General features: G+C 53.6%; 22 protein-coding genes. 14 read left to right on the top strand and 8 right to left on the bottom strand.

The genetic code is table 11. The annotated features are described in order from the left end of the window. The first annotated feature begins 186 nt into the window (after positions 1-186). Entirely contained in the window at positions 187-1,158 is a 972-nt protein-coding gene (locus GKC68_RS18420; protein WP_028724670.1) for a LysR family transcriptional regulator, read from the top strand. Here the strand turns inward: GKC68_RS18420 and aroD are convergent. The 8 genes from aroD to leuA all read right to left on the bottom strand — a co-directional run bounded on the left by aroD (position 1,121) and on the right by leuA (position 11,099). Then, entirely contained in the window at positions 1,121-1,873 is a 753-nt protein-coding gene (aroD, locus tag GKC68_RS18415) for a type I 3-dehydroquinate dehydratase (RefSeq protein WP_264228143.1), read from the bottom strand. The genes GKC68_RS18420 and aroD overlap by 38 nt on opposite strands. Positions 1,874-1,894: 21 nt before the next feature. Continuing rightward, complete coding sequence (locus GKC68_RS18410; RefSeq protein WP_028724672.1) at positions 1,895-3,109, bottom strand: MFS transporter; 1,215 nt, start codon at positions 3,107-3,109, stop codon at positions 1,895-1,897. 11 nt (positions 3,110-3,120) lie between these two features. Then, positions 3,121-3,984: a shikimate dehydrogenase gene (locus GKC68_RS18405; protein WP_047713581.1), complete on the bottom strand. Its 864-nt coding sequence runs from the start codon at positions 3,982-3,984 to the stop codon at positions 3,121-3,123. A 10-nt stretch (positions 3,985-3,994) separates the two neighbouring features. After that, on the bottom strand, positions 3,995-6,028 hold the full coding sequence (locus tag GKC68_RS18400) for an FAD-dependent oxidoreductase (RefSeq protein WP_028724674.1): 2,034 nt from the start codon (positions 6,026-6,028) through the stop codon (positions 3,995-3,997). Positions 6,029-6,424: 396 nt separating this feature from the next. Next, a complete protein-coding gene (gene leuD / locus GKC68_RS18395) occupies positions 6,425-7,030 on the bottom strand; it encodes a 3-isopropylmalate dehydratase small subunit (protein WP_028724675.1) in 606 nt (201 codons plus the stop codon). A 10-nt stretch (positions 7,031-7,040) separates the two neighbouring features. Next, positions 7,041-8,438 carry a 3-isopropylmalate dehydratase large subunit gene (gene leuC, locus GKC68_RS18390; RefSeq protein WP_028724676.1) on the bottom strand — a complete coding sequence of 466 codons (1,398 nt, stop codon included), beginning with the start codon at positions 8,436-8,438 and terminating at the stop codon, positions 7,041-7,043. Between the two features lie 4 nt (positions 8,439-8,442). Further along, entirely contained in the window at positions 8,443-9,534 is a 1,092-nt protein-coding gene (gene leuB, locus GKC68_RS18385; RefSeq protein ID WP_028724677.1) for a 3-isopropylmalate dehydrogenase, read from the bottom strand. Positions 9,535-9,536: 2 nt separating this feature from the next. Continuing rightward, positions 9,537-11,099 carry a 2-isopropylmalate synthase gene (leuA, locus tag GKC68_RS18380; RefSeq protein WP_028724678.1) on the bottom strand — a complete coding sequence of 521 codons (1,563 nt, stop codon included), beginning with the start codon at positions 11,097-11,099 and terminating at the stop codon, positions 9,537-9,539. 906 nt (positions 11,100-12,005) lie between these two features. Here leuA and ilvI point away from each other — a divergent pair. From ilvI to murG, 13 genes are all read left to right on the top strand, one after another. Next, entirely contained in the window at positions 12,006-13,730 is a 1,725-nt protein-coding gene (gene ilvI, locus GKC68_RS18375) for an acetolactate synthase 3 large subunit (RefSeq protein WP_028724679.1), read from the top strand. Positions 13,731-13,732: 2 nt separating this feature from the next. Continuing rightward, positions 13,733-14,224 (top strand): acetolactate synthase small subunit, encoded by a 492-nt coding sequence (gene ilvN, locus GKC68_RS18370; protein WP_014592909.1) that lies wholly within the window; start codon positions 13,733-13,735, stop codon positions 14,222-14,224. Positions 14,225-14,420: 196 nt separating this feature from the next. Further along, positions 14,421-15,431 (top strand): catabolite repressor/activator, encoded by a 1,011-nt coding sequence (cra, locus tag GKC68_RS18365; RefSeq protein WP_028724680.1) that lies wholly within the window; start codon positions 14,421-14,423, stop codon positions 15,429-15,431. Between the two features lie 493 nt (positions 15,432-15,924). Then, positions 15,925-16,383, top strand: a complete 459-nt coding sequence (mraZ, locus tag GKC68_RS18360; RefSeq protein ID WP_014592911.1) for a division/cell wall cluster transcriptional repressor MraZ — start codon at positions 15,925-15,927, stop codon at positions 16,381-16,383. Positions 16,384-16,385: 2 nt separating this feature from the next. Beyond that, complete coding sequence (rsmH, locus tag GKC68_RS18355; protein ID WP_028724681.1) at positions 16,386-17,327, top strand: 16S rRNA (cytosine(1402)-N(4))-methyltransferase RsmH; 942 nt, start codon at positions 16,386-16,388, stop codon at positions 17,325-17,327. Beyond that, the gene (ftsL, locus tag GKC68_RS18350; protein ID WP_013024606.1) at positions 17,324-17,644 is read left to right on the top strand and encodes a cell division protein FtsL; all 321 of its coding nucleotides are present in this window, start codon (positions 17,324-17,326) and stop codon (positions 17,642-17,644) included. Before rsmH ends, ftsL begins: the two co-directional genes overlap by 4 nt. Positions 17,645-17,660: 16 nt before the next feature. Continuing rightward, complete coding sequence (locus GKC68_RS18345; RefSeq protein WP_013024607.1) at positions 17,661-19,427, top strand: peptidoglycan glycosyltransferase FtsI; 1,767 nt, start codon at positions 17,661-17,663, stop codon at positions 19,425-19,427. Continuing rightward, complete coding sequence (gene murE, locus GKC68_RS18340; protein ID WP_047713586.1) at positions 19,414-20,901, top strand: UDP-N-acetylmuramoyl-L-alanyl-D-glutamate--2,6-diaminopimelate ligase; 1,488 nt, start codon at positions 19,414-19,416, stop codon at positions 20,899-20,901. The genes GKC68_RS18345 and murE overlap by 14 nt, the downstream gene beginning before the upstream one ends. Then, on the top strand, positions 20,898-22,256 hold the full coding sequence (gene murF / locus GKC68_RS18335) for a UDP-N-acetylmuramoyl-tripeptide--D-alanyl-D-alanine ligase (RefSeq protein ID WP_264214847.1): 1,359 nt from the start codon (positions 20,898-20,900) through the stop codon (positions 22,254-22,256). The genes murE and murF overlap by 4 nt, the downstream gene beginning before the upstream one ends. Further along, positions 22,250-23,332 (top strand): phospho-N-acetylmuramoyl-pentapeptide-transferase, encoded by a 1,083-nt coding sequence (mraY, locus tag GKC68_RS18330; RefSeq protein WP_206115384.1) that lies wholly within the window; start codon positions 22,250-22,252, stop codon positions 23,330-23,332. Before murF ends, mraY begins: the two co-directional genes overlap by 7 nt. A 2-nt stretch (positions 23,333-23,334) precedes the next feature. After that, complete coding sequence (gene murD, locus GKC68_RS18325) at positions 23,335-24,651, top strand: UDP-N-acetylmuramoyl-L-alanine--D-glutamate ligase (protein WP_028724685.1); 1,317 nt, start codon at positions 23,335-23,337, stop codon at positions 24,649-24,651. After that, complete coding sequence (gene ftsW, locus GKC68_RS18320; RefSeq protein ID WP_264214845.1) at positions 24,651-25,865, top strand: cell division protein FtsW; 1,215 nt, start codon at positions 24,651-24,653, stop codon at positions 25,863-25,865. The genes murD and ftsW overlap by 1 nt, the downstream gene beginning before the upstream one ends. Continuing rightward, positions 25,862-26,920, top strand: coding sequence for an undecaprenyldiphospho-muramoylpentapeptide beta-N-acetylglucosaminyltransferase (gene murG / locus GKC68_RS18315; RefSeq protein WP_028724687.1), 1,059 nt, complete (start codon positions 25,862-25,864; stop codon positions 26,918-26,920). Before ftsW ends, murG begins: the two co-directional genes overlap by 4 nt. Positions 26,921-26,994 lie beyond the last annotated feature (74 nt).

The following is a 26,994-nucleotide window of genomic DNA, read 5'->3' as shown; positions in this document are numbered from 1 at the left end:
TCCCTGAAGTTTAAACTATTTTTTGATGTTTTTTTTACATTGAAAAATAGTCTGGTGTTGCTAATTTTTTTGTTTCTTTATAGCATTTTTTAAGCGTCATTAATTTTGACCTGAGTACATAACTAGTCCTTTTGACGATGATAAAGTAGCGATAGCAGATTTACTTTTCATTCAAAGGCAAACGCCATGAACCTCAAACAACTTTATTATTTTAAACGCCTGTCAGAAACGGAGCATTACACGGAAGCGGCATCCAGTCTTTTTATCACCCAGCCCTCTCTTAGCCATGCTATCGCTGAGTTAGAAAAGGAGTTAGGCGTTTCGCTCTTTTTCCGTCAGGGCAGAAATGTAAGGATTAGTGAAAGTGGAAAATGTTTTTTGCCTTATGTTGAGACAGCACTGTCGGCACTGGAAAATGGCAGAGAGAGGCTAAGAAATAATCACCTTCTGTGCCGGGAAAATATCCGAATTGGATTTATATACACAATGGGGGAATATGTTATTCCGCAAATTATCAACAATTACTCCCAACATTTTCGTCATAATGATGTGACATTCTCTTTTAAACAGGGGACGTCAGTTGCGTTGTTGCAGTCACTTAAAGCGGATAAGGTTGATATGGTCATCTGTTCACGGATTGGCGACGATCCTGATATTGAATTTATCCCGGTTATTGAACAAGAATTAGTGGTAGTGACCGCGAAAGATCATCCGTTAGCGCGTCTTCACGAAAGCGACGTTGATTTAGCGGAAACCATCCATTATCCCTATGTCTATTTTTCAGAAAGTAGTGGGCTACGTCCGTTTATTGACGACATCTTTCACCAGCAAACGCTTTCACCGGATATTGCCTGTTATGTGGAAGAGGATTTAGCAATGGCCGGGTTGGTCAGTATCGGCTATGGTATTGCCATCATGCCAAGAATTGCGGCGCTCACGCACTACAATCTCCATATCCTGACGATCAAAAATTCGCTTCCACCGCGTTATATTTGTCTGGCGACAATTAAAACAAAAATGCTTTCACCAGCGGCGCTAAGGCTAAAAAACTTTATTATTACGCACAGCGATGTTGCCAGGAAACATGCCCAAAGCGCGGCTTTGGGCATGTCGTCCGCCGCTAGGAAAGCATCTCCATCATCTCCCGCAGTTGTGTAACGGCGATTTGCCCTGGTGCCGAGGACTGGCCCAGGGTGCCAAACGTCATTGCGGAACCGAACAGGCGTCCGGTGACCCGACTGACTCCGCCCATTTTTCCCATCGACATCGTGATAAGCGGCCGCGTTGCGTAATGCTCTTTCATTAACAGGGTCGCAGACAGCAGCGTCAGCACATCCTGAGGTGTTTGAGGCATGACGGCAATCTTGGGCAGGTCTGCACCTAAATCCTGCATGCGACGTAACCGGTAAATGATCTCTTCCTTCGCGGGCGTTTGGTGAAAATCATGATTACTCATAATGACCTTAACACCCGCGTTATGCGCCTCGCTTACCAGCGAACGGATGCGTGACTCATCGTTAAACAACTCGATATCAATCACATCAGCCAGCCCGCTTAAGGCGGCCGCGTGGTTGAGCGCGAAGTATTCGTCGTCACTGATGTCCATTTCGCCACCTTCTTTTTTACTGCGGAAGGTAAAGAGCAGCGGCGTTTCCCCAAGTTGCTGACGAATGTCGGCCAGCGCCAGCAAGACCTCCTTCTCGTCTTTACCCTCGATGAAGTGGTCGACGCGCCATTCGATAATGTCTGCCTGTGCGGAAGTCAGTATCTTTGCTCTGGCCTGAAGCTCCTCGCGAGTGCGGCCTGTTAAGGGCACACAGAGCCGCGTTTGCCCTTCCTGAAAGACGATGTTTTTAACCCTAACCTGAGTCATAGTCATTCCTGTTTTAACTGTTCAACCAGCCGCTGCAGCGCATTGACGGCGTGTTTCTGCACAATGACGTTGAAATTGGCGGAAAGCGATATAAAGCGCAAGGATAAAACCGGTCACCGCAATAATCAGATCAAACCACATGATGCTGGCGATACTGGTTCGTGAGAGATGCGCGGTGAATAAAGGGATGGTAAAGCTGGCCAGACTGCCGGCAGTATAAAACACGCCTGTCGCAAAGCCTTTCGCTTGTGGAAAACTCATCGCCATAATCGTAGCACCCAGTTGCATAACGCCGCCTGCGGCCGCAAATCCAAATACGAACGCAAAACCGGTAACAATCAGTGGCGTTGGATAGAGGCAGACGATCAGCAGTGAGAGAGCCGACAGAAACGTGTAAATGACCATCGCGATGGCGGAGCTCAACACTTTTTTCACCATGACCGCAGTGACGAATACGCAGGTCAGCGATCCTGCCGTGTAGATACTGAGTAACTTCACCGATGCGGTGTAGGGCATGCCCGCGACAAACTGTCCATACTGTGCCAGCCATTGGCTTACCAGATAAAACGTCGCCATGCTGATATAGCCGTAAAAGGTGAACACAACCATATCCAACGGATACAGACGACTACGCGGTGGCGCGGTTACCCTTGCTGATGTTTCCGAGACTTTATGTACCTGGTGATCGGGAAACGGCATTTTGATCAGGTAGATTCCGCTCATCATCATTAAGGCGGCTGCCAGCACGAATGACCAACCAAACCACCAATCCGCCCAGATAAGCAGGCTAATGATAAACGGCAATAAAAATTGCCCGGCGGAGACAAACGCTTTTATCAGCACGTTAGCGCGGCTGGCGGAGTCCGGGAAGGCCTCCATCAGCGCCGGATAGGTGGCAGAATCAAGGAAACTGTTTGCCATTCCTGCCAGCACGCCAAAGAAATAGGCCGTGTAAATATCGCGGGTAAACAGGATACCGATGAAAAAGGCCACGTAACTGATGATGCCAAAATAGACAAAAGGCTTACGGCCAAAACGATCCGATAGAAAACCGGTAACGATGGTAATCAGTTTGCCAATGCCCAGCGAGGAAATCACTATCGATACGCCCGCCGCATCGGTGTTCCATTGCGCCTGCAGGTTAGCCATGTTGAGCGTGATGACCAGCACGCCCATGCCATGAATGAGGTAATTGAGATACAGCCCGGCGGCGGTAGGAATATACTTGTTTTTCATCTCAGCCATCCTCAAAAAAGGATGTTTTTGATGTGATCAACCGGCATCGGTTTTCCCGTCCAGATTTCGAACGCGCTTGCGCCTTGCCACAGCATCATGCCAAGACCGTTAATAATACGGCAGCCTTTTTTCTCGGCCGTCTCAAGCAGATGTGTTTTACGTGGGATATAGACCACATCGGAGACAATAAGCTCAGGACGCAGGAAGCTCTCGTCGGGAAGCAGCATCTGTCCTTCAAAGGGTTTCATGCCGACGCCGGTCGCATTGGTCAGGATAACGCTGTCGTTAATTTCAGCACGCAAACGATCGTGGTCGTCGAGGTCATAAAGGTGAATCTCACAGTCAGTATGGGCGCGAATCTTCGCGACGGTTTCCTGGGCATTTGCAAAGAATTTATCGCGTTGGTTAAAGACCGAGATCGCCTTAACGCCATCCAGGGCAGCCTGAACACAGATGGCCGTTGCCGCGCCGCCCGCGCCCAGAATCGTCATCTTTTTGCCCAGAATATCGATGCCCTCTTCAGCGAGGGCCCGCATATAACCTGTCCCATCTGTGATGTGTCCGGTCAGCACGCCGTTATCATTGACGACGGTATTCACCGCGCCCACAAGCTGTGCTGCGGGAGACAGTTTATCCAGGTAGCGGCAAACCTCCGTCTTATTGGGCATGGAAACATTGCATCCGCGCAGCTTCAGCGCACGAAAACCCTGCACCACCTCCTCCAGTTCCTCAGTGCCGACCTCAAAAGCCAGATAAACATAGTCCAGCCCAAGGTGCGCGAAGGCTTCGTTGTGCATGGTTGGCGACATGCTGTGGCGAATGGGGGTGGCGATCAGTCCAATCAGCTCGGTATGCCCGGTAATACGTTCAGCCATAATGGTGTCCTCAGTAAGTTAAAAGTGGAATGCTTGTCGCTTCGTGGCTGCCCAGTGCGCCAGTCTCTTCCAGGGCATCCAGCACGTTGCGTCCTTCGCGTACACCATCAATAATTCGCCGGGCTTTCAGGCTGTCGCCGATGTTCATTATTTTTATATGGCTGGCGGTGGCCCAGCGCTCAACCGCCTCTAAACCGCTGCGGTTGGGGCACATCCCCAGACAGATAAAGCCGTAGTCGAAGGTGATGTCGAAAGTGTGGTGGGCGTTTTTAACGCGGAAGCGATCGGGTTTGACCTCAATGAGCTGCGTGTCCATGTGTTGTTCTACCTGGTGCTGTTCAAGCAGCGCTAACATGGCACTCTTTGTGATGATGTCGAGGTCGCGTCCCGGTGAATTCTGCATTTCAATCAGTACTGCTTCAGCGCCCCGGGTGGCAAAATACTCAATGACATCGAGTCCAACGGCACCGCCGCCGACCACGGCGATACGTTTGCCTTGCGGAGCGCTGAATGTATCCAGGTGTTGAATCATGCCCGTAATCGTGAACACGGCGCTGCCGGGGCGGTCGATCGTCTCATGTAATCCCGCAATGGGCGGCAGCAGGGGGACAGAGCCCGTGGCATTCACAATTAAGTCGGGACGCAGAACCTCAAGCTGCCCGGGCTGAACCTGTTGTCCCAGATGCAGTTGTAAATTCTCCAGCCGGGCCATACGGTTGCGCAGGAATTGCGGAAAATCGGCAATACGTTTTTTTTCGGGTAATCTTGCGATCTCGACAGCCAGCCCACCGATGTGGTTTTTGGCTTCGAACAGCCAGGTCTTGCACCCTACCTCTGCGGCCGTGCAGGCGGCTTCGATGCCTGCCGTGCCAGCCCCGATGACGACGACACGCGTCGGACGCTTGACCTGGCGCTGCTTATAAGCGTCGCCATGAATGATATCGGGATTAATTGAGCAGCGAAGGGGAAGAGAGCGGGCGATGCGATGGTCGGCGCATCCAATATTGCATGAGATACACTTGCGCATCGTCTCCTCATGTCCACTCTGTACCTTTTGTACCCAATCCGGTTCAGCAATCAACCCACGACCAATGGCGATCAGGTCCGCGTCACCCTGAGCAAGGATGTCTTCAGCAAGTTGCGGGGTGCGAATATTGCCCGCGACAACGGTAGGCTTATTAAAACGGGTGCGAACGGCACGTGACAGATAGCGTTTCCAGCCATCCTCTTGAGACATTTGGTCTATCTGTAAATACAGGTTGTCATTCTGCGCCGCTGACACATTGATGATGTCGACCTTTTCCTGACAACGTTCAAGAATGTGTAGCGAATCTTCCAGCGTGTTTCCGCCCTGTAAGAAATCATCCGCGCTGATACGCAGGCTGATGGGAAACATCGGTCCCACACAGGCCCGAACTTTGTCGACAATCAGGGTTAAAAAGCGCGACCGATTCTCAATATTGCCACCAAATTCATCAGTACGTTGATTAAACAGTGGTGATAAAAACTGACTGATTAAATAAGAGTGGCCGGCATGAATCTCTACGCAGTCAAAATTGGCGCGTCTGACGCGTTCTGCTGCGTCGCCAAATTTGTCAACCGCCCGATATATTTCCTCATGCGTCATCGGACGGGGAATATTACCCGTCTTTTTGGAGGGGACCGCGGAGGCGGAAATGGGCGTTTCCCCATTGAGGCGATAGGCATAGGCTGATGCACCGGCGTGGTTTAGCTGGATGGCGACACAGGCTCCATGTTTATGCAACGTCTCGGTAAGTTTGTATAAGCCAGGAATATACTGATCATTATCAATGCGCAGTTGTGTGGTGCCGTTCGACGCGAAGGGGAAATCCACACAAATATTCTCAATCGTAATGAGCCCAGTGCCGCCCCTGGCGCGAAGGGAATAGTAATCAAGCTGTTCCTGAGACACTTCGCCATTCAGACTGGCCAGGTTGGTGCCCATTGGCGGCATGATGATACGGTTTTTTAATGTCATTCCGTTGATGGTGAGCGGGGTAAACAGGTGAGGATAAGCGTGCATACAGAGTCTCCACAAAAGATCCGACAGCCAGGCTGAGACGATCTCGATGTGTTTTGCGTTAATTTTTATCTGTCGCGATGATAGCGAGGGAGAATGAGCGAAAATAATGCTTTTTTTTGCACAAGCTATAGGTGAGCTCTATGGAGTTAACGACCAAATAACAAAAAATTGAGAATGATATTAATTAAATCAGCAAGCCGTTTACGTCTTGTGAAAAAAGCGAAGGGAAAGGTTAGAAGAAGATGATGCGAGTCATAAATATCAACGTTATTGCTGAACAAATAACAGAGGTTCCGCAATAAAATAAATCGCGATTAATTGTTTTAGCGCAATTTTTGCCAGAAGAAAAAAAGCCCGATCGGCAGAACCGACCGGGCTGGTTACCTTGTTTATGCGTTAACGCATAAAGGCAGGCTGGTGAGTTTCGTAAGCCGAGATCGCGCTTTCGTGCTGCAGCGTCAGGCCGATACTGTCCAGCCCGTTCAGCATGCAGTGACGACGAAAGTCATCAATCTTAAAGCTGTAGGTGTTGTTGCCCGCTTTCACGACCTGCGCTTCCAGATCCACTTCGAAGCGGATACCCGGATGCGCCTTCACCAGCGTAAACAGCGCCTCCACCTGCTCATCGCTCAGCGTAACCGGCAGTAACTGGTTGTTGAAGCTGTTGCCATAGAAAATATCGGCAAAGCTGGGCGCAATCACGACTTTAAAGCCGTAATCGGTCAGTGCCCAGGGCGCATGCTCACGTGACGAACCACAACCAAAGTTTTCCCGCGTCAGCAGGATAGAAGCACCTTTATACTCCGGAAAGTTGAGCACGAAATCCGGATTGGGTTCCAGGCCGTGATCGTCCAGGAAACGCCAGTCATTGAACAGGTGGGCGCCAAAGCCTACGCGGGTGACTTTCTGCAAAAACTGCTTTGGAATGATGGCATCGGTATCGACGTTAGCGGCGTCCAGTGGAACCACCAAACCAGTATGTTGGGTAAATTTTTCTGCCATGATGGTGTCCTTATGTCAGGCTGCGAATGTCGGCGAAATGGCCATTAACGGCGGCAGCGGCGGCCATTGCCGGGCTAACCAAATGCGTCCGTCCGCCACGGCCCTGGCGGCCTTCGAAGTTACGGTTACTGGTTGAGGCACAGCGCTCGCCGGGGTTCAGACGGTCGTTGTTCATGGCCAGACACATTGAGCAGCCGGGCAGGCGCCACTCAAATCCTGCTTCAATAAAGATCTTATCCAGCCCCTCCGCTTCGGCCTGTGCTTTAACCGGGCCGGAACCCGGCACCACCAGTGCCTGAACGCCAGGCGCGACCTTACGCCCTTTGGCAATCGCGGCGGCGGCACGCAGATCTTCAATGCGTGAGTTTGTGCAGGAGCCAATAAAGACTTTATCAATGCTGACATCGGTCAGTTTGATGCCGGGTTGCAGATTCATGTAAGCCAGCGCTTTCTCCGCAGAGGCGCGCTCGACCGGATCGGCAAACGAAGCCGGATCGGGGATCTGCGCATCCACCGCGATCACCTGGCCGGGGTTGGTTCCCCAGGTCACCTGCGGTGCAATCTCTTCCGCATGCAGCGTCACCACGCGGTCAAACTTAGCGCCCGGGTCGGACTTCAGCGTGCCCCAGTACTCAACGGCCTGCTCCCAGTTTTCACCTTGAGGTGAAAACTGGCGACCTTTCAGGTAAGCGAAAGTGGTCTCATCCGGGGCGACCAGACCGGCTTTAGCGCCCATCTCGATAGCCATGTTGCACAGCGTCATGCGGCCTTCCATGCTCAACGCTTCAATCGCCGAGCCACAGAATTCAACAACGTGGCCGGTACCGCCTGCGCTGCCGGTTTTACCAATAATCGCCAGGACGATATCTTTCGCCGTAATGCCCGGCGCAACCGTACCTGTCACTTCAATCTTCATGGTTTTGGCACGGCCCTGTTTCAGGGTTTGCGTGGCAAAAACATGCTCAACCTCTGACGTACCAATACCAAAGGCCAGTGAACCAAAGGCACCGTGCGTCGCCGTGTGGGAATCGCCGCAGACAATGGTCATGCCGGGCAACGTCATGCCTTGCTCTGGCCCAATCACATGCACGATGCCCTGGAACGGGTGATTCAGGTCATACAACTGCACGCCGAATTCGGCACAGTTTTTCATCAGTTCCTGCATCTGAATACGCGCCATTTCACCCGAAGCATGAATATCTTTGGTCTGGGTGGAGACGTTGTGATCCATGGTGGCAAACGTTTTTGAAGGCTGACGAACTTTACGACCGTGGGCACGCAAGCCATCAAAGGCCTGAGGCGAAGTCACCTCATGAATCAGATGACGATCGATATAGAGCAACGGTGTTTCATTCGGCGCTTCGTGAACGACATGTGCATCAAATAACTTCTGATATAAGGTTTTCATTTTATTATTTTTCCTCGGCGATAAAGCGGGCAATGATGCTGCCCATCTCATCGGTGCTGATCGCAGGGCCGTCACCGGCCAGGTCTTTGGTGCGATAGCCTTCCGCTAACGCCCGGCTAATGGCGCGCTCAATAGCGGCGGCGGCGTCATCGGCATTCAGGCTGTAGCGCAGCAGCAGCGACAGTGACAGGATCTGAGCAATGGGGTTAGCAATATTTTGCCCGGCGATATCCGGTGCTGAACCGCCAGCCGGTTCATACAGGCCAAAACCCTCTTCGCTCAGGCTGGCGGACGGCAACATGCCCATTGAGCCGGTGATCATCGCGCACTCGTCTGACAAAATGTCGCCAAACAGGTTAGAGCACAGCAGCACGTCGAACTGAGAAGGATCTTTGATCAACTGCATGGTGGCGTTGTCGATGTACATGTGGCTCAGCTCAACATCGGGATAATCTTTCGCCATCTCGTTCACGATTTCCCGCCACATAACGGATGTTTGCAGCACGTTAGCTTTATCGACAGACGTGACTTTATTACGGCGCTTGCGGGCGGACTCGAAAGCCTGACGCGCAATGCGTTCGATTTCAAAACGATGATAGACTTCGGTATCGAAAGCGCGCTCGTGCGGGCCGCTGCCTTCGCGTCCTTTCGGCTGACCAAAATAAATGCCGCCGGTCAGTTCACGCACGCACAGGATATCGAAACCGCGTGCTGCGATATCGCTGCGCAAGGGACAAAAAGCTTCCAGGCCGCTGTAGAGCGCCGCAGGACGCAGATTGCTGAACAGCTTAAAGTGTTTACGCAGCGGCAACAGCGCCCCACGCTCGGGTTGAGAGGCCGGGGGCAGGTGCTCCCACTTAGGGCCACCTACCGATCCAAACAGGATGGCGTTGGCCTGTTCGCAGCCTGCAACAGTAGCCGGTGGCAAGGGTTCGCCGTGACGGTCAATGGCGATACCCCCGACGTCGTACTCACTGGTGGTAATACGCAGGTTAAAACGCTGACGAATCGCATCCAATACCTTGATAGCCTGCGCCATCACTTCCGGGCCGATGCCGTCGCCCGCCAGTACTGCAATATGTGAAGAGTTTGACATGATTACACCGTTTCCTTCTGATCTTTTGACTTGCGCTGTAACTCTTTCTCGACCTGTTTGGCTCGCCAGATGTTGTTTAAGGCGTTCACCATTGCTTTGGCAGAAGACTCGACGATATCCGTCGCCAGACCGACGCCGTGGAACTTACGATTGTTGTAGCCCACCACGATATCAACCTGACCCAGCGCATTCTCGCCGTGGCCTTTTGCCGTCAGCTTGTAATTAACCAGCTCTGCGTTGAACTGGGTAATTCGGTTAATGGCCTGATAAACCGCATCAACCGGACCGTTACCGGTCGCCGCTTCTGATTTCGTTTGTTCGCCACAGCCCAGATTGACCGACGCGGTCGCCGTAATACTGGAACCTGACTGCACATTGAAATCATTCAATTGGAAAAATTCAGGCTCTTCGTTTTGTTTGTCGATGAAAGCCAGCGCTTCCAGGTCGTAATCAAACACCTGACCTTTCTTGTCCGCCAGTTTCAGGAAAGCGTCATACAGGGAATCCAGGTTGTATTCGCTCTCTGTGTAGCCCATCTCTTCCATACGATGTTTTACCGCTGCACGGCCGGAACGTGATGTCAGATTAAGCTGAATTTTATGCAGGCCAATGGATTCTGGGGTCAGGATTTCATAGTTTTCACGGTTTTTAATCACGCCGTCCTGATGAATGCCTGAAGAGTGGGCAAAGGCGTTAGAACCGACCACCGCTTTGTTGGCCGGAATCGGCATATTGCAGATCTGACTAATCATCTGGCTGGTACGATAAATTTCCTGATGATGAATGTTGGTGTGAACATTCATGATCTGCTGACGGGTTTTAATCGCCATGATCACTTCTTCCAGTGCGCAGTTACCGGCGCGCTCACCTAATCCGTTCAGCGTCCCCTCTACCTGACGCGCGCCAGCCTGCACGGCAGCAATCGCGTTGCCGGTCGCCATACCTAAATCATCATGGGTATGAACAGACAGGATGGCTTTATCGATGTTTGGCACGCGGTGAATTAACTGGCTGATAATGTTGGCGTACTCGTTTGGCAAGGTGTAGCCAACGGTATCCGGAATGTTAATGGTGGTGGCACCGGCGTTAATCGCGGCTTCGACCATGCGGCACAGGTCGTCAATCGGTGTACGGCCACCGTCTTCGCAGGAAAACTCCACATCGTCCGTGTAGTTACGGGCGCGTTTCACCATGCGCACCGCACGTTCAATCACCTCAGGCAGGGTGCTGCGCAGCTTGGTGGCAATGTGCATGGGTGAGGTGGCAATAAAAGTATGGATACGGAAGACCTCGGCGACGCGTAAAGACTCGTAGGCGGCATCAATATCTTGTTCAACACAGCGTGCCAGGCCGCAAACCCGGCTGTTTTTGATCGTGCGAGCAATGGTCTGCACGGATTCAAAATCACCCGGTGAGGACACAGGGAAACCGACTTCCATAACATCAACGCCCATACGTTCCAGCGCTAACGCAATTTGCAGTTTTTCTTTCACACTCAGGCTGGCTTGTAATGCCTGTTCACCGTCACGCAGAGTGGTATCGAAAATAATAACTTGCTGGCTCATCGTGTTCATCCTTTTGCGTTTCTTGCCTTGCAACGAGCATAAAAAAACCCGCGACAGGCGCGGGTTTTTAACTTTTAGCAGGTTCGAATCAGTGTTTGATTTCGCCCACAAGTCTACCGCGCAGATAAGTTGCGTTTAGTAGTAGACCTGATAGACGGAAAGAACGTGACATGTTTCAAACCTCGTGAATTTTTTGCTGCCTCTATTGGTACTGGAATCGCCAATCGATGTCAACCATAAGCGAGGGGTTATTTTTTTGTCACAGTAAAGAAAAATGTTCTGACATTTAACGGCTGCGCAGAGTATTAAACGAGACCCTTTGCACGCGCGGCGTTGAGTGCCGACGAACCGGGCCCGAAGGGCTGCGGTGAGGGAGTAATGCAATGAAATATAATGATAATTTACTGTCGTGGCATCATTTTACCCAGGCGGTTTTGTTTAAAGGCAGCATAATCGAATGTACATGACGCGTTTATAAGAGACTTACGCCATAAAAGTGCCCCACCAAAAGACGGCTGCCTGAAGGCCTTCATCATATGTTTTTTTTATTTCTTAGATACGGCTGGAAAAAATATCAATCCCAGCATTTTCCTCTGCTATTAACAGACGTATTTAGTTTAATAATCGTAAGCCAAAGTTGGCGAGCAGAGCCTTTGTATCCTGTGCCCTTTAATAAAAGGCGTTTGGCGTTTGCCAGCCCGTTTTTCTGCGGTTATGGTAATCGACCTACTCTTAGAAAAAATAACCCAGCAGAATTCTCTGTATCGGGACAGCAGAAATGAATTCTGCTGTCTTTGCAAAAACATAAGGTTTTGATCTTAATTGGCGAATAGCAGGGCAGGATGCATGTGGCTAGCGGGAAAGCAGTCGTCAGTAGATTCAGTTCCTCAAGCCGGGAGGCAGAAAATGGAGATGTTGTCAGGAGCCGAAATGGTCGTCCGGTCGTTAATCGATCAGGGCGTTAAGCAGGTATTCGGTTATCCGGGCGGCGCAGTGCTCGACATTTACGATGCGCTGCAGACCGTCGGCGGTATTGATCACGTTCTGGTTCGTCACGAGCAGGGCGCCGTGCATATGGCCGATGGCCTGGCTCGCGCAACCGGCGAAGTGGGCGTGGTGCTGGTAACGTCGGGTCCGGGCGCAACCAATGCGATCACCGGTATTGCGACGGCCTATATGGATTCTATTCCGTTGGTTATTCTGTCAGGTCAGGTGCCTTCATCCCTGATCGGCTACGACGCCTTCCAGGAATGTGACATGGTCGGTATTTCCCGTCCGGTGGTGAAACACAGTTTCCTGGTGAAAAATACCGAAGAGATCCCGACGGTATTGAAAAAAGCCTTCTGGCTGGCATCCTCGGGCCGTCCTGGACCGGTAGTTATCGATCTGCCAAAAGATATTCTCAATCCTGCCAATAAGCTGCCTTATCACTATCCGCAGGAAGTGAGCATGCGCTCCTATAACCCGACGATTCAGGGGCACAAGGGCCAGATCAAGCGTGCGTTAAACACGTTGCTGGCAGCGCATAAGCCGGTGATTTACGCCGGAGGCGGCGCGATTACCTCTTCGTGCGAAGCCGAACTGCTGCAGCTGGCCGAGCGCCTGAATATTCCGGTTACCACGTCATTGATGGGGCTGGGCGCGTTTCCCGGCAGTCATCGTCAGTGCGTAGGCATGCTCGGCATGCATGGCACCTACGAAGCAAATATGACCATGCACAATGCCGACTTAATCTTCGGGGTAGGTGTCCGTTTTGATGACCGCACGACGAACAATCTGGCGAAGTATTGCCCGAACGCTACCGTGATGCACATCGATATCGATCCCACTTCTATTTCGAAAACGGTGGCGGCCGATATTCCGATCGTTGGGGATGCCAAACAGACGTTACAGCAAATGCTCGAACTGCTTGACCAAAGCGAAGCGAAGCAGCAGCTGGACAGCCTGCGCGACTGGTGGCAGTCGATCGAAAACTGGCGTGGTCGTCAATGCCTTGAATACGACCGCACCAGCGACAAAATCAAACCGCAGGCGGTTATCGAAACCATTTGTCGTCTCACCAACGGGGAGGCCTATGTGACCTCGGATGTGGGTCAGCATCAGATGTTCGCCGCCCTCTATTACACCTTCGATAAACCCCGTCGCTGGATCAACTCCGGTGGTCTCGGCACCATGGGCTTTGGCCTGCCTGCCGCACTGGGGGTGAAAATGGCCCTGCCTGACGAAACCGTCATCTGCGTTACGGGTGATGGCAGTATTCAGATGAATATCCAGGAGCTCTCTACCGCACTGCAGTACGATTTGCCGGTGCTGGTGCTGAACCTGAATAACCGTTTCCTGGGCATGGTGAAGCAGTGGCAGGATATGATCTATTCCGGCCGCCACTCTCAGTCCTATATGGAATCGCTGCCTGATTTTGTTCGTCTGGCAGAAGCCTATGGCCACGTGGGTATTGCCATTAATCATCCTGCTGAGCTGGAAGAGAAGCTGGCCATGGCGCTGGAAACTCTGGCGACAGGACGGCTGGTCTTTGTTGACGTCAACGTTGACGGCAGCGAGCATGTTTACCCGATGCAGATTCGCGGTGGCAGTATGGACGAAATGTGGTTGAGCAAAACGGAGAGGACATAATTATGCGTCGTATTTTATCGGTTTTGCTGGAAAACGAATCCGGCGCATTGTCTCGCGTAGTGGGCCTGTTTTCACAACGCGGCTATAACATTGAGAGTCTCACCGTTGCGCCCACTGACGATCCTACGTTGTCACGCATGACGATTCAGACCGTGGGTGACCAGAAAGTGCTGGAGCAGATCGAGAAGCAACTGCACAAGCTGGTCGATGTACTGCGCGTCACGGAGTTGGGGCAGGGCGCTTACGTTGAACGTGAAATTATGCTGGTGAAAATTCAGGCAACGGGTTATGGCCGTGAAGAGGTAAAGCGCAGCGCCGAAATTTTCCGTGGGCAGATCATTGACGTTACGCCTTCGCTTTACACGGTTCAGCTGGCAGGAACTAGCGACAAGCTCGATGCCTTTTTGAATACCGTCCGGGAAGTGGCGGAAATTGTTGAAGTGGCCCGCTCGGGTATTGTGGGCGTGTCTCGTGGTGAGCGCATTATGCGTTAATGACGCACTGGTGGCCTCAACGAAATTTGCAACCCGGCGAAATGCCGGGTTTTTTCTTTTTAATGCGTAAGACAGCCAACCATCGGAAAAGCGGTTGCTACGCGCACTTTTCTGCTGTTAGATGTGCTAAAAGGGATGTCCATAGCTTATCTGCGGATTAACAATCAGCTTAAGCCTGTTTAATGGTGGGGTTACAGTGAAACTGGATGAAATTGCGCGTCTGGCGGGTGTATCGCGCACCACGGCCAGTTACGTTATTAATGGGAAAGCACGGCAGTATCGTGTCAGCGACAAAACCGTTGAGAAAGTCATGGCGGTAGTGCGCGAGCACAATTACCATCCCAATGCGGTAGCGGCAGGTCTGCGCGCCGGTCGCACGCGCTCGATTGGGCTGGTCATTCCCGATCTGGAAAATACCAGTTACACGCGTATTGCTAACTACCTTGAACGCCAGGCCCGCCAGCGCGGCTACCAGCTGTTGATCGCCTGTTCTGAAGATCAGCCCGATAACGAAATGCGCTGTATTGAACATCTGCTGCAACGCCAGGTTGATGCGATTATCGTTTCAACGTCCCTTCCACCCGAACATCCTTTTTACCAGCGCTGGATTAATCACCCGTTGCCGATTATTGCGCTGGACAGGGCGCTGGATCGCGAACACTTCACCAGCGTGGTGGGTGCCGACCAGGATGATGCCTTTGCGCTGGCTGCTGAATTGCGTCAGCTTAAAATCAGTAATGTGCTGTTTATGGGCGCGTTACCTGAATTGTCGGTCAGTTTTCTGCGCGAGCTGGGCTTCAGGGATGCCTGGAAAGGGGATGAGCGCCCGATAGATTACATTTACTGTAACAGTTTTGAACGCACTGCCTCCGCAGCCCTGTTTGAAAGCTATCTGGAAAATCACCCAATGCCAGATGCGCTTTTCACCACTTCTTTTGGCCTGCTGCAGGGCGTTATGGATGTTACGCTAAAACGTAACGGCCGCTTACCGGCCGACCTGGCGATTGCCACCTTCGGCGATCATGAGCTGCTGGACTTTCTTGAATGTCCTGTCCTGTCTGTTGGTCAACGTCATCGTGATGTCGCCGAACGGGTGCTGGAATTAGTGTTGGCTTCTTTAGATGAACCCAGAAAACCCAAACCCGGTTTAACCCGAATTCGTCGTAATTTATTACGGCGGGGACAATTAAGCAGAATTTCTAAATAAAATCAGGGCAGCAATGCGTCTGCCCCTGACTATTACCTGCTGTTTTTAAACTCTTTCCATTCAAAGTAAAAAAGCGTCAGCGCTAATCATCTATGCTAACAAATTAACTTAACAAACCATTCTTGTTTACTTACAACTTAGCCGGTGTTTAAAACCCCCGTCCGCGCGCGTGCCGCTGTGCATCCGTTAAGAAATCCCCTAAAATGCGTCCCCTGTCTCAAAACCACGCGCCGCCGTTCGGCCGGAATAAGCGCGCTAATTTTAGCCATGCTGTTTCGGGGCAGGTTTTTTTATTCAGTTATTCATTAGTTTAATTTTGATTAATCATCTTTTGGCGTTTTGAAACCTTCCCAGCGTTAATTCCCGCCTCGGTAAATAATCATATTCACCTGCCGCTCCGGCTTGACAATGATTTCCTACGATCCTTAAACTCGTTTTGTGGTAAAAAGTGGGATAAAGTGGTGTTAATGGGTAATTGAGGGGTGAGACTGGCATGTTCCGTGGAGCAACGTTAGTCAATCTCGACAGCAAAGGACGCCTGGCGGTACCAACCCGCTATCGCAATTTGCTGAACGAGGAATCACAGGGGCAGATGGTGTGTACCATCGACCTCCACCAGCCATGCCTGTTGCTCTACACCTTGCCCGCCTGGGAAATCATTGAGAAGAAGCTGGCGAGTCTTTCCAGCATGAATCCTCTGGAGCGCCGCGTGCAGCGCTTGCTGTTGGGGCATGCCAGTGAATGTCAGATGGACAATGCGGGCCGCTTACTGGTGGCGAATACGCTTCGTCAGCATGCAAATTTAAGCAAAGAAGTGATGCTGGTTGGGCAGTTCAACAAGTTTGAACTGTGGGATGAACAGACCTGGTATCAACAAGTCAGGGAAGATATTGACGCAGAACAGTCAGCTCAGGCGCCTTTATCTGAGCGGTTGCAGGATTTATCGCTATAGCTATGCAGGAAAATTACAAACACACCACCGTGCTGTTGGATGAGGCGGTTAATGGCCTCAACATCAAGGAAGACGGAATCTACATCGACGGCACTTTTGGTCGTGGCGGTCACTCACGCTTAATTTTGGCGCAGCTTGGCGCCAGCGGAAAGCTCATCGCCATTGATCGTGACCCGCAAGCTATCGCCGCGGCGGCTGAGATAAAGGATCCGCGCTTTTCCATTGTTCATGGCCCTTTTTCCGCCCTGGCGGACTACGTGGCAGAGCGTGAACTGGTTGGGCGCATCGACGGCATCCTGCTGGATCTGGGGGTTTCGTCCCCGCAACTGGATGATGCTGAACGTGGCTTTTCTTTTATGCGCGACGGACCGCTGGATATGCGAATGGACCCAACGCGGGGCCACTCTGCCGCCGAATGGTTAATGCAGGCGGAAGAAGCCGATATCGCATTTGTGCTGAAAACGTATGGGGAAGAGCGTTTTGCAAAACGCATCGCCCGCGCCATCGTCGAGCGCAACCGTGAACAGCCAATGACGCGCACGAAAGAGCTGGCAGAGGTTATCGCCGCAGCCACGCCGGTTAAAGACAAGTTTAAACATCCGGCCACCCGCAGCTTTCAGGCGATTCGGATCTGGATTAACAGCGAACTGGAAGAGATCGATACCGCTCTGAAAGGCGCGGTCGAGGTCCTGGCGCCACAAGGGCGTTTGTCCGTTATTAGCTTCCATTCGCTGGAAGACCGTTTAGTTAAACGCTTTATGCGTGATCAAAGCCGGGGGCCGCAGGTGCCGCACGGATTGCCAATGACTGAACAGCAGCTCAATGCGCTGGGCGGTCGCCAGTTAACGTTACTGGGCAAGATGGTACCGGGTGACGCCGAGGTGAAAGAGAACCCCCGTGCGCGGAGTTCCGTTTTACGCATCGCGGAGAGAACCGACGCATGATCGGCAACGAAAGGCACAGCCTACCCGGCGTTATCGCCGGGGATATTTTGCGCAAAGGCAAAATTCCGCTGCTGTTGCTAATTGCTGTACTGGTTTCTGCCGTGTTGGTCGTTACCACTACGCATAAAACGCGCCTGTTAACCGCCCAGCGAGAGCAGCTGGTGCTGGAGCGCGATGCGCTGGACATTGAATGGCGCAATTTGATTCTGGAAGAGAACGCCCTTGGCGATCACAGCCGCGTTGAGCGGATCGCCACCGAAAAGCTGCAGATGCAGCACGTTGATCCTTCGCAGGAAAACATCGTGGTGCAAAAATAAGGATCTGTTACTGCTAATGAACGGCGTAAAAAGAACGCTGAAGTTAAAAAAACCAGAAGATAAAGCCAGCTTTGTAAGCTGGCGTTTTGCGTTGTTATGCGGTTGCATTTTGCTGGCGTTAGGTGGGCTGCTGTCCCGGGTTGCGTGGCTGCAGGTGATCAATCCAGACAAGCTGGTTAAAGAGGGCGATTTACGCTCCTTACGTGTTCAGGCGGTGCCGACCGCGCGCGGGATGATTAGCGATCGCGGTGGCCGTCCGCTGGCGGTCAGCGTGCCGGTCAATGCGATCTGGGCCGATCCTAAAGAGCTGCACGATGCCGGTGGCGTCACGCTCGACAGCCGCTGGAAAGCGTTGTCAGATGCGCTTTCCATCCCGATCGATCAGCTGGCCGCGCGCGTCAATGCCAATCCCAAAGGGCGCTTTATTTATCTGGCGCGCCAGGTTAATCCCGCCATTGGGGAATATGTTAAAAAACTCAAGCTGCCGGGCATTCACCTGCGCGAAGAGTCCCGTCGCTACTATCCTGCGGGGCAGGTCACCTCACACCTCATCGGCTTTACCAATATTGATGGCGAAGGCATTGAAGGCATCGAAAAGAGCTTTGATAAATGGCTGACCGGCGAACCGGGCGAGCGAACCGTACGTAAAGATCGCTATGGCCGTGTTATTGAAGATATCTCTTCTGTAGACAGCCGTGCCGCGCATAATCTGACGCTGAGCATCGACGAACGTCTGCAGGCGCTGGTCTACCGCGAACTTAATAACGCGGTGGCGTTTAACAAAGCGGAATCAGGCACAGCGGTGCTTGTGGACGTTAACACCGGCGAAGTGCTGGCGATGGCCAACAGTCCGGCATACAACCCGAATAATCTGAGCGACACGGCCAAAGACCTGATGCGTAACCGCGCCATCACCGACATTTTTGAACCCGGTTCAACGGTGAAGCCGATGGTAGTGATGACGGCGCTGCAACGTGGCGTGGTGAAAGAGAACAGCGTGCTGAATACCGTTCCCTACCGCGTCAACGGCCATGAAATCAAAGATGTCGCGCGCTACAACGAACTGACTTTGACAGGTGTTTTACAGAAATCGAGTAACGTCGGTGTTTCACGACTGGCGTTAGCGATGCCCTCCTCAGCACTGGTAGAAACTTACGCGCGCTTTGGACTGGGCAAACCGACCAATTTGGGGCTGGTCGGGGAAAGTAGTGGCTTATACCCTAAAAAACAACGGTGGTCTGACATAGAGAGGGCCACCTTCTCTTTCGGCTACGGGCTAATGGTAACCCCGTTACAGTTAGCGCGAGTCTACGCAACCATTGGCAGCTTTGGCATTGCCCGTCCGCTGTCGATAACGAAAGTTGATCCGCCGGTAGGCGGAGAGCGCGTGTTTCCTGAGGCCCTCGTAAAAACCGTGGTCCACATGATGGAAAGCGTGGCGCTACCGGGCGGCGGCGGGGTGAAAGCCGCCATTAAAGGCTATCGCGTGGCGATCAAAACCGGTACGGCGAAAAAGGTCGGCCCGGATGGTCGTTACGTGAATAAATACATTGCGTATACCGCAGGCGTTGCGCCTGCCAGTCGTCCTCGTTTTGCGCTGGTGGTGGTGATTAACGATCCCCAGGCCGGTAAATATTATGGTGGTGCGGTTTCTGCACCGGTGTTCGGTGCCATCATGGGCGGCGTGCTGCGCACCATGAACATCGAACCGGATGCCCTGCCGACCAATGACAAAAACGAGTTGGTGACAAACAGAAGTGAGGAATCAAGTGACAGATCGTAACCTGCGCGACTTACTCGGACCGTGGGTGCCTGACGCACCTGCGCGCCCGTTGCGTGACATGACGCTGGACAGTCGCTTAGCGGCTGCAGGTGATCTGTTTGTTGCAATTGCAGGCCATCAGGTTGACGGACGCCGGTTTATTCCTCAGGCAATTGCGCAGGGCGTGGCGGCCGTTGTCGCAGAAGCGGAAGGGGAAGCAAGCGACGGTGAAATTCGGGAGATGCACGGCGTGCCGGTGATTTATCTGGCGCAACTTCATCAGCGCCTTTCTGCCCTGGCAGGCCGTTTTTACCAGCAGCCGGGCGAAAAGCAGAAACTGATTGGCGTGACCGGTACGAACGGCAAAACCACGACCACACAGTTGCTGGCGCAGTGGGCCAGCCTGCTGGGTGAAACCAGCGCGGTAATGGGGACAGTCGGCAATGGTCTGGTCGGGCAACTGGTCCCGGCCGAAAACACCACCGGTTCAGCGGTGGATGTGCAACATAACCTGGACGAACTGGTCAGGAAGGGCGCATCGCTGACGGCAATGGAAATTTCCTCGCACGGGCTGGTACAGCATCGGGTCGCAGCGCTGCCGTTTGCCGCTGCCGTCTTTACCAACCTCAGCCGTGACCATCTTGATTATCACGGTGACATGCAGCAGTACGAGTCCGCTAAATGGCTGCTGTTTTCCGAACATCAGGTCGGTGTGGCCATTATAAATGCTGACGATGAGGTCGGTCGCCGCTGGCTGGCAAACCTGCCAGACGCGGTGGCCGTCACGATGGAAAATAACCTGCAGCCCGGCTGTCATGGCCGCTGGCTTCGTGCGACTGACGTGAATTATCACGACAATGGTGCGCACATTCGTTTTCACTCCAGCTGGGGCGAGGGCGAAATAAACAGTCGCCTGATGGGCGCCTTCAACGTCAGCAATTTACTGCTGGCGCTGGCGACGCTGCTGGCGCTGGGCTACGCCCTTGACGATCTGCTGCGCGTAGCGGCCAGACTGCAGCCGGTGAACGGACGCATGGAGGTCTTTAGCGCCACCGGTAAACCCACCGTGGTCGTAGATTATGCCCATACGCCAGATGCATTAGAGAAAGCGCTGGAAGCGGCGCGGCTGCATTGCAAAGGCAAACTATGGTGCCTGTTTGGATGTGGCGGCGATCGCGATAAAGGTAAGCGCCCACTAATGGGAGCGATCGCTGAGCAATTTGCCGACATCGTGGTGGTGACAGATGATAACCCACGAAGCGAAGATCCGCAGGCTATCGTACAGGATATTCTGAGCGGGCTGCTTGACCCCGGCCGTGCCCGCGTGGTCGCTGGTCGGGCGCAGGCCGTGACCAGCACCATTATGCAGGCCCAGCCCGATGACATTGTACTGGTGGCTGGAAAAGGTCACGAAGACTATCAGATTATTGGCAATCAACGTCTGGATTACTCCGATCGTGCCACGGTCGCCACACTGCTAGGAGGCGTAGCATGATTCCGGTTTCATTGAGCACATTGGCAGAGGTCGCCAGCGGCACCCTGCACGGCGATGACCTGGTTTTAAATGACGTCACGACAGATACCCGTAAGGTCACCGCAGGCAGCCTGTTTGTGGCCATCGTGGGCGAGCGCTTTGATGCCCACGACTTTGCAGAAGATGCCATCGCCAAGGGTGCCAAAGCCTTGCTGGTGAGTAAGCATTTACCTGTCTCAGTGCCTCAGGTGGTTGTAAAAGATACGCGTATCGCCTTTGGTAAGCTGGCAGCATGGGTGCGCCAGCAGGCCACTGCCCGCGTTGTTGCGCTGACCGGCTCATCAGGCAAAACGTCGGTAAAAGAGATGACCGCGTCCATCTTGCGTCAGTGCGGCGAAACGCTGCATACCGCCGGTAACCTGAATAACGATTTTGGCGTGCCCATGACCTTGCTGCGTCTCACGCCAGAACATCAGTATGCCGTCATTGAGCTTGGCGCCAATCATCAGGGCGAAATCGCTTACACCACCGACCTGGTTCGTCCGGAAGCGGCACTGGTCAATAATCTGGCCGCCGCGCACCTCGAAGGCTTCGGTTCGCTGGAAGGTGTAGCAAAAGCGAAGGGTGAAATTTTTTACGGCCTGCCTGCCAGGGGAACGGCCATTTTAAATGCTGACAGCAATGACTGGCCGCGCTGGCAGGAGAACCTGCACGGTAAAACGGTCTGGCGTTTCTCGCCTCAGGCTGCGGACTGTGACTTCGGTGCGCATGATATCCGCATTCGTCAGGATGGGACCCATTTTGTGATGCACACGCCCCGTGGAGAGGCCGACATCATTCTGCCTTTGCCTGGGCGACACAATATCGCCAATGCGCTGGCCGCTGCTGCGCTCGCCCTGTCGGTCGATGCGCCGCTTAGCGCCGTTCAGGCGGGCCTGAAAAGTCTTCAGTCCGTTCCCGGCCGCTTATTCCCTGTTCGCCTCTCTGAGGATCAACTCATTCTGGATGACAGCTATAACGCTAACGTCGGATCGATGGTTGCGGCGGCTCAGGTGCTGTCTGAGATGCCGGGCTACCGTGTGATGGTGGTGGGCGATATGGCTGAATTAGGTGATGAAAGCGAAAAGTTTCATCGTGAAGTCGGGCTGGCGGCCAAAGCCGCAGGGCTGGATCGGGTGCTCAGCACCGGTCAGTTCAGCCACTTCCTGAGTGAAAGCAGTGGCGTTGGCGAACATTTCAGCGATAAAACCGCGCTGACTGAACGTTTACGCCAGCTGCTGTCCGAACACCAGGAAATGACCGTATTGATTAAGGGCTCGCGTAGTGCCGCCATGGAGCAGGTAGTACAGAGTTTACAGGAGAAAGGAACATGTTAGTTTGGCTGGCCGAGCATCTGGTCGCATTTTATTCCGGCTTCAACGTCTTTTCGTATCTGACGTTTCGCGCCATTGTCAGCCTGCTGACCGCACTGTTTATTTCACTGTGGATGGGCCCACGGCTGATTGCGTGGCTGCAAAAGCTGCAAATCGGCCAGGTTGTGCGTAACGATGGTCCGGAGTCGCACTTCAGCAAGCGCGGTACGCCGACCATGGGCGGCATCATGATTTTGACGTCAATATCCCTGTCAGTATTGATGTGGGCTTACCCTTCCAACCCGTACGTCTGGTGCGTACTGGTGGTGCTGGTGGGCTTTGGCGTGATCGGTTTTGTCGACGATTACCGCAAAGTGGTCCGTAAAGACACGAAAGGGCTGATTGCGCGCTGGAAATATTTCTGGATGTCGGTGATCTCTCTGGGCGTCGCTTTTGCGCTTTACCTGGCCGGAAAAGATACCCCGGCGACCGAGCTGGTGGTGCCTTTCTTTAAAGATGTTATGCCTCAGCTGGGCTTGTTTTACATCGTACTGGCTTACTTCGTTATCGTCGGCACCGGCAATGCCGTTAACCTCACCGATGGTCTGGACGGCCTGGCGATCATGCCGACCGTCTTTGTTGCGGCGGGCTTTGCGCTGGTTGCCTGGGCAACGGGTAACGTGAAATTCGCAGAGTATCTGCATATTCCTTATCTGCGCCACGCTGGCGAACTGGTGATCGTCTGTACTGCTATCGTGGGGGCGGGGTTAGGGTTTCTCTGGTTCAACACCTATCCGGCCCAGGTGTTTATGGGGGATGTCGGATCGCTGGCGCTGGGCGGCGCTCTGGGCACCATCGCCGTGCTGCTGCGTCAAGAATTTTTACTCGTGATCATGGGCGGCGTGTTTGTTGTTGAAACCCTGTCGGTGATCCTGCAAGTGGGATCGTTCAAGCTCCGCGGGCAACGCATTTTCCGTATGGCGCCGATTCACCACCACTATGAACTTAAAGGCTGGCCGGAGCCGCGCGTGATTGTGCGCTTCTGGATTATTTCGCTCATGCTGGTGCTGATTGGCCTGGCGACGCTGAAGGTACGTTAATCATGGCTGACTATCGCGGGAGAAAAGTTGTCATCATCGGACTGGGCCTGACTGGCCTGTCCTGTGTTGATTTCTTTGTAGCGCAGGGCGTAACGCCACGCGTGATGGATACCCGTATGTCACCGCCCGGGCTGGACAAGCTGCCTGAGCAGGTGGAGCGCTATGTGGGCGGGATAAACAGCGACTGGCTGTTGGCTGCCGACCTGATTGTTGCCAGCCCCGGTATTGCGCTGGCACATCCGGCGCTGTGCGAAGCCGCGGATGCGGGCATCGAAATCGTAGGCGATATTGAACTGTTTTGCCGTGAAGCACAGGCACCTGTCGTGGCAATTACCGGTTCGAACGGAAAAAGTACGGTCACCACGTTAGTCGGCGAAATGGCGAAGGCCGCAGGCTGGCAGGTCGGTGTCGGCGGCAACATTGGCTTACCCGCCCTCAGCCTGCTCAAAGCGCCTGCGCAGCTCTATGTCCTTGAACTGTCCAGCTTTCAGTTGGAGACCACTCACAGCCTGAAAGCCGCAGCGGCCACCATCCTTAACGTGACTGAAGATCATATGGATCGCTATCCGTTAGGTATGCAGCAGTATCGGGCAGCAAAACTGCGGATTTACGAAAACGCGCAGGTCTGTGTCGTGAACGCGGATGATGGCATGACAATGCCGGTACGCGGCGCTGACGCGCGCTGCGTGAGTTTTGGCATCGATATTGGCGATTATCACCTTAATAAGCAGCAGGGCAGCATCTGGCTGCGTGCCAAAGGCGAGAAGGTTCTGAATACCGACGAAATGACGCTGGTCGGCCAACACAATTACACCAATGCGCTGGCGGCTTTAGCGCTGGCAGATGCGGTAGGGCTGCCCCGCTCAACCAGCCTCTCCGCGCTGGCAGCGTACTCTGGACTCCCACACCGCTTTCAACTGGTTCATCAGAGTCGCGGGGTGCGCTGGATCAATGATTCAAAAGCGACCAACGTTGGTAGCACGGAAGCGGCATTGAAAGGCTTACAGGTTAACGGCACGCTCTGGCTGCTGCTCGGGGGCGATGGTAAATCGGCTGATTTCTCGCCGCTGGCCCCTTATCTGCAAGGCGATCGTATCCGGCTGTACTGCTTTGGTCGCGATGGCGATGCGCTCGCCGCGCTGCGGCCTGACGTGGCGGTGCGAACCGATACGCTGCAGCAGGCCATGGAGCAGATCGCCAGACAGGTCCAGCCGGATGATATGGTACTGCTTTCCCCCGCCTGTGCCAGCCTCGATCAGTTTCGCAATTTTGAACAGCGCGGTGACGTCTTCGCGCAGTTGGCGAAGGAGTTAAGCTGATGCGAATTCCTGGTGCAGGCATAGTGAATTATCTGTCAGGTCGCCTGAGTAACTGGGTGATGGGGTCGCGTGAGAGCGATGATACCTCACTGATACTCTACGATCGTACGCTGCTGTGGTTAACCCTGGGATTAGCCGCGATTGGTTTTGTGATGGTGACGTCGGCATCCATGCCGGTAGGTCAGCGTCTGAATGACGATCCGTTCTACTTTGCCAAGCGTGATGCGTTCTATATTGCGCTGGCATTCGGCATGGCGCTGGTCACGCTGCGCGTTCCGATGGATTTCTGGCAGCGCTACAGCAACGTGATGTTAATGGCGTCTGTCGCTATGTTGCTGATTGTGTTGGTGGTGGGCAGCTCGGTAAACGGTGCGTCACGCTGGATTGCCTTGGGGCCGCTGCGTATTCAGCCCGCGGAATTATCTAAACTCACGCTCTTCTGCTATCTCGCCAGTTACCTGGTGCGCAAGGTAGAAGAGGTGCGAAACAACTTCTGGGGTTTTTGTAAGCCAATGGGCGTGATGGTGGTACTGGCCGTACTGCTGCTGGCCCAGCCCGATCTGGGGACGGTGGTCGTGCTGTTTGTCACCACGCTGGCGATGCTGTTTCTGGCGGGGGCCAAACTGTGGCAGTTCCTGGCCATTATCGGCTCCGGTATCTTTGCAGTGGTGCTGCTGATCATCGCCGAGCCATACCGTATGCGCCGTGTCACCTCGTTCTGGAATCCGTGGGAAGATCCGTTCGGCAGCGGCTACCAGCTGACGCAGTCACTGATGGCGTTTGGCCGCGGTGAATTCTGGGGGCAGGGGCTGGGGAATTCGGTTCAGAAACTGGAGTATTTGCCCGAAGCCCATACCGACTTTATTTTCTCGATTATCGGAGAAGAACTGGGTTACATCGGTGTGGTTTTAGCGCTGTTAATGGTATTCTTCGTGGCTTTTCGTGCGATGTCGATTGGCCGGCGCGCGCTTGAACTTGATCAACGTTTTTCCGGCTTTTTAGCCTGTTCAATTGGCGTGTGGTTCAGCTTTCAGGCACTGGTCAACGTAGGCGCTGCGGCCGGTATGTTACCGACCAAAGGTCTGACGTTGCCGCTAATTAGTTACGGTGGCTCAAGTTTGATCATTATGTCGACGGCCATCGTATTTTTGTTACGTATTGATTATGAAACGCGTCTGGCTAAAGCGCAGGCGTTTACCCGAGGTGGTCGATGAGTGGTAAACGATTGATGGTAATGGCAGGTGGCACCGGCGGACACGTTTTCCCGGGGCTGGCTGTTGCCCATCATCTGAAAGCGCAGGGCTGGGACGTTCGCTGGTTAGGCACTGCAGATCGTATGGAAGCCGATCTGGTACCGAAGCACGGTATCGACATCGACTTTATTCGTATCAGCGGATTACGCGGCAAGGGCATCAAAGCCCTGCTGTTAGCACCGATGCGTATTTTCAACGCATGGCGTCAGGCTCGCAAGATTATTAAAGCCTGGCAGCCTGACGTGGTGCTGGGCATGGGTGGCTATGTTTCGGGGCCGGGTGGCCTGGCTGCATGGAGCTGCGGTGTCCCTGTCGTGCTGCATGAGCAAAACGGGATCGCCGGGCTGACAAACAAGTGGCTGGCAAAAATCGCGACTAAGGTTATGCAGGCGTTTCCCGGCGCCTTTCCTCACGCAGAGGTGGTAGGAAACCCGGTACGTACAGACGTGCTGGCACTGCCCTCACCGGCTCAGCGTCTGGCCGGGCGCAGCGGCGCTATCCGTATTCTGGTGGTGGGTGGCAGCCAGGGCGCACGTATCCTTAACCAGACCGTGCCCCAGATTGCGGCACTACTGGGTGAGCAGATTACCGTCTGGCATCAGACCGGAAAAGGTGCGTTGCAGGACGTTCAACGTGCTTATCAGCAAGCGGGTCAGGACCATCACAAGGTGACCGAGTTTATTGATGACATGGCAGCGGCCTACGCCTGGGCAGACGTCGTGATTTGTCGCTCAGGTGCACTGACGGTGAGTGAGATCGCCGCGGCAGGATTACCGGCGATCTTCGTGCCGTTTCAGCATAAAGATCGTCAGCAGTACTGGAATGCCTTGCCGCTTGAGGGCGCAGGTGCAGCCAAAATTTTCGAGCAGCCGCAGTTTACAGCGGAGGCGGTAGCGGAAACGTTGCGTCACTGGGATCGACCAACATTACTCGCGATGGCTGAAAAAGCCCACGAGGTGGCGGTACCCGATGCGACTGAACGGGTCGCGCAGGAAGTGGCTCGCGCCGCACATTAACGCATCAGGTCAGCCTGGCTGACCCGTGCTCATATTGAGCACAAACTGAATGAGTAGGTAGGTAATAAAGCGTA

This window comes from Pantoea sp. RSPAM1 (genome assembly GCF_038816185.1).
Taxonomy (GTDB): Bacteria; Pseudomonadota; Gammaproteobacteria; order Enterobacterales; family Enterobacteriaceae; genus Pantoea; species Pantoea ananatis.
This window is presented reverse-complemented; position numbering and strand designations above follow the sequence as displayed.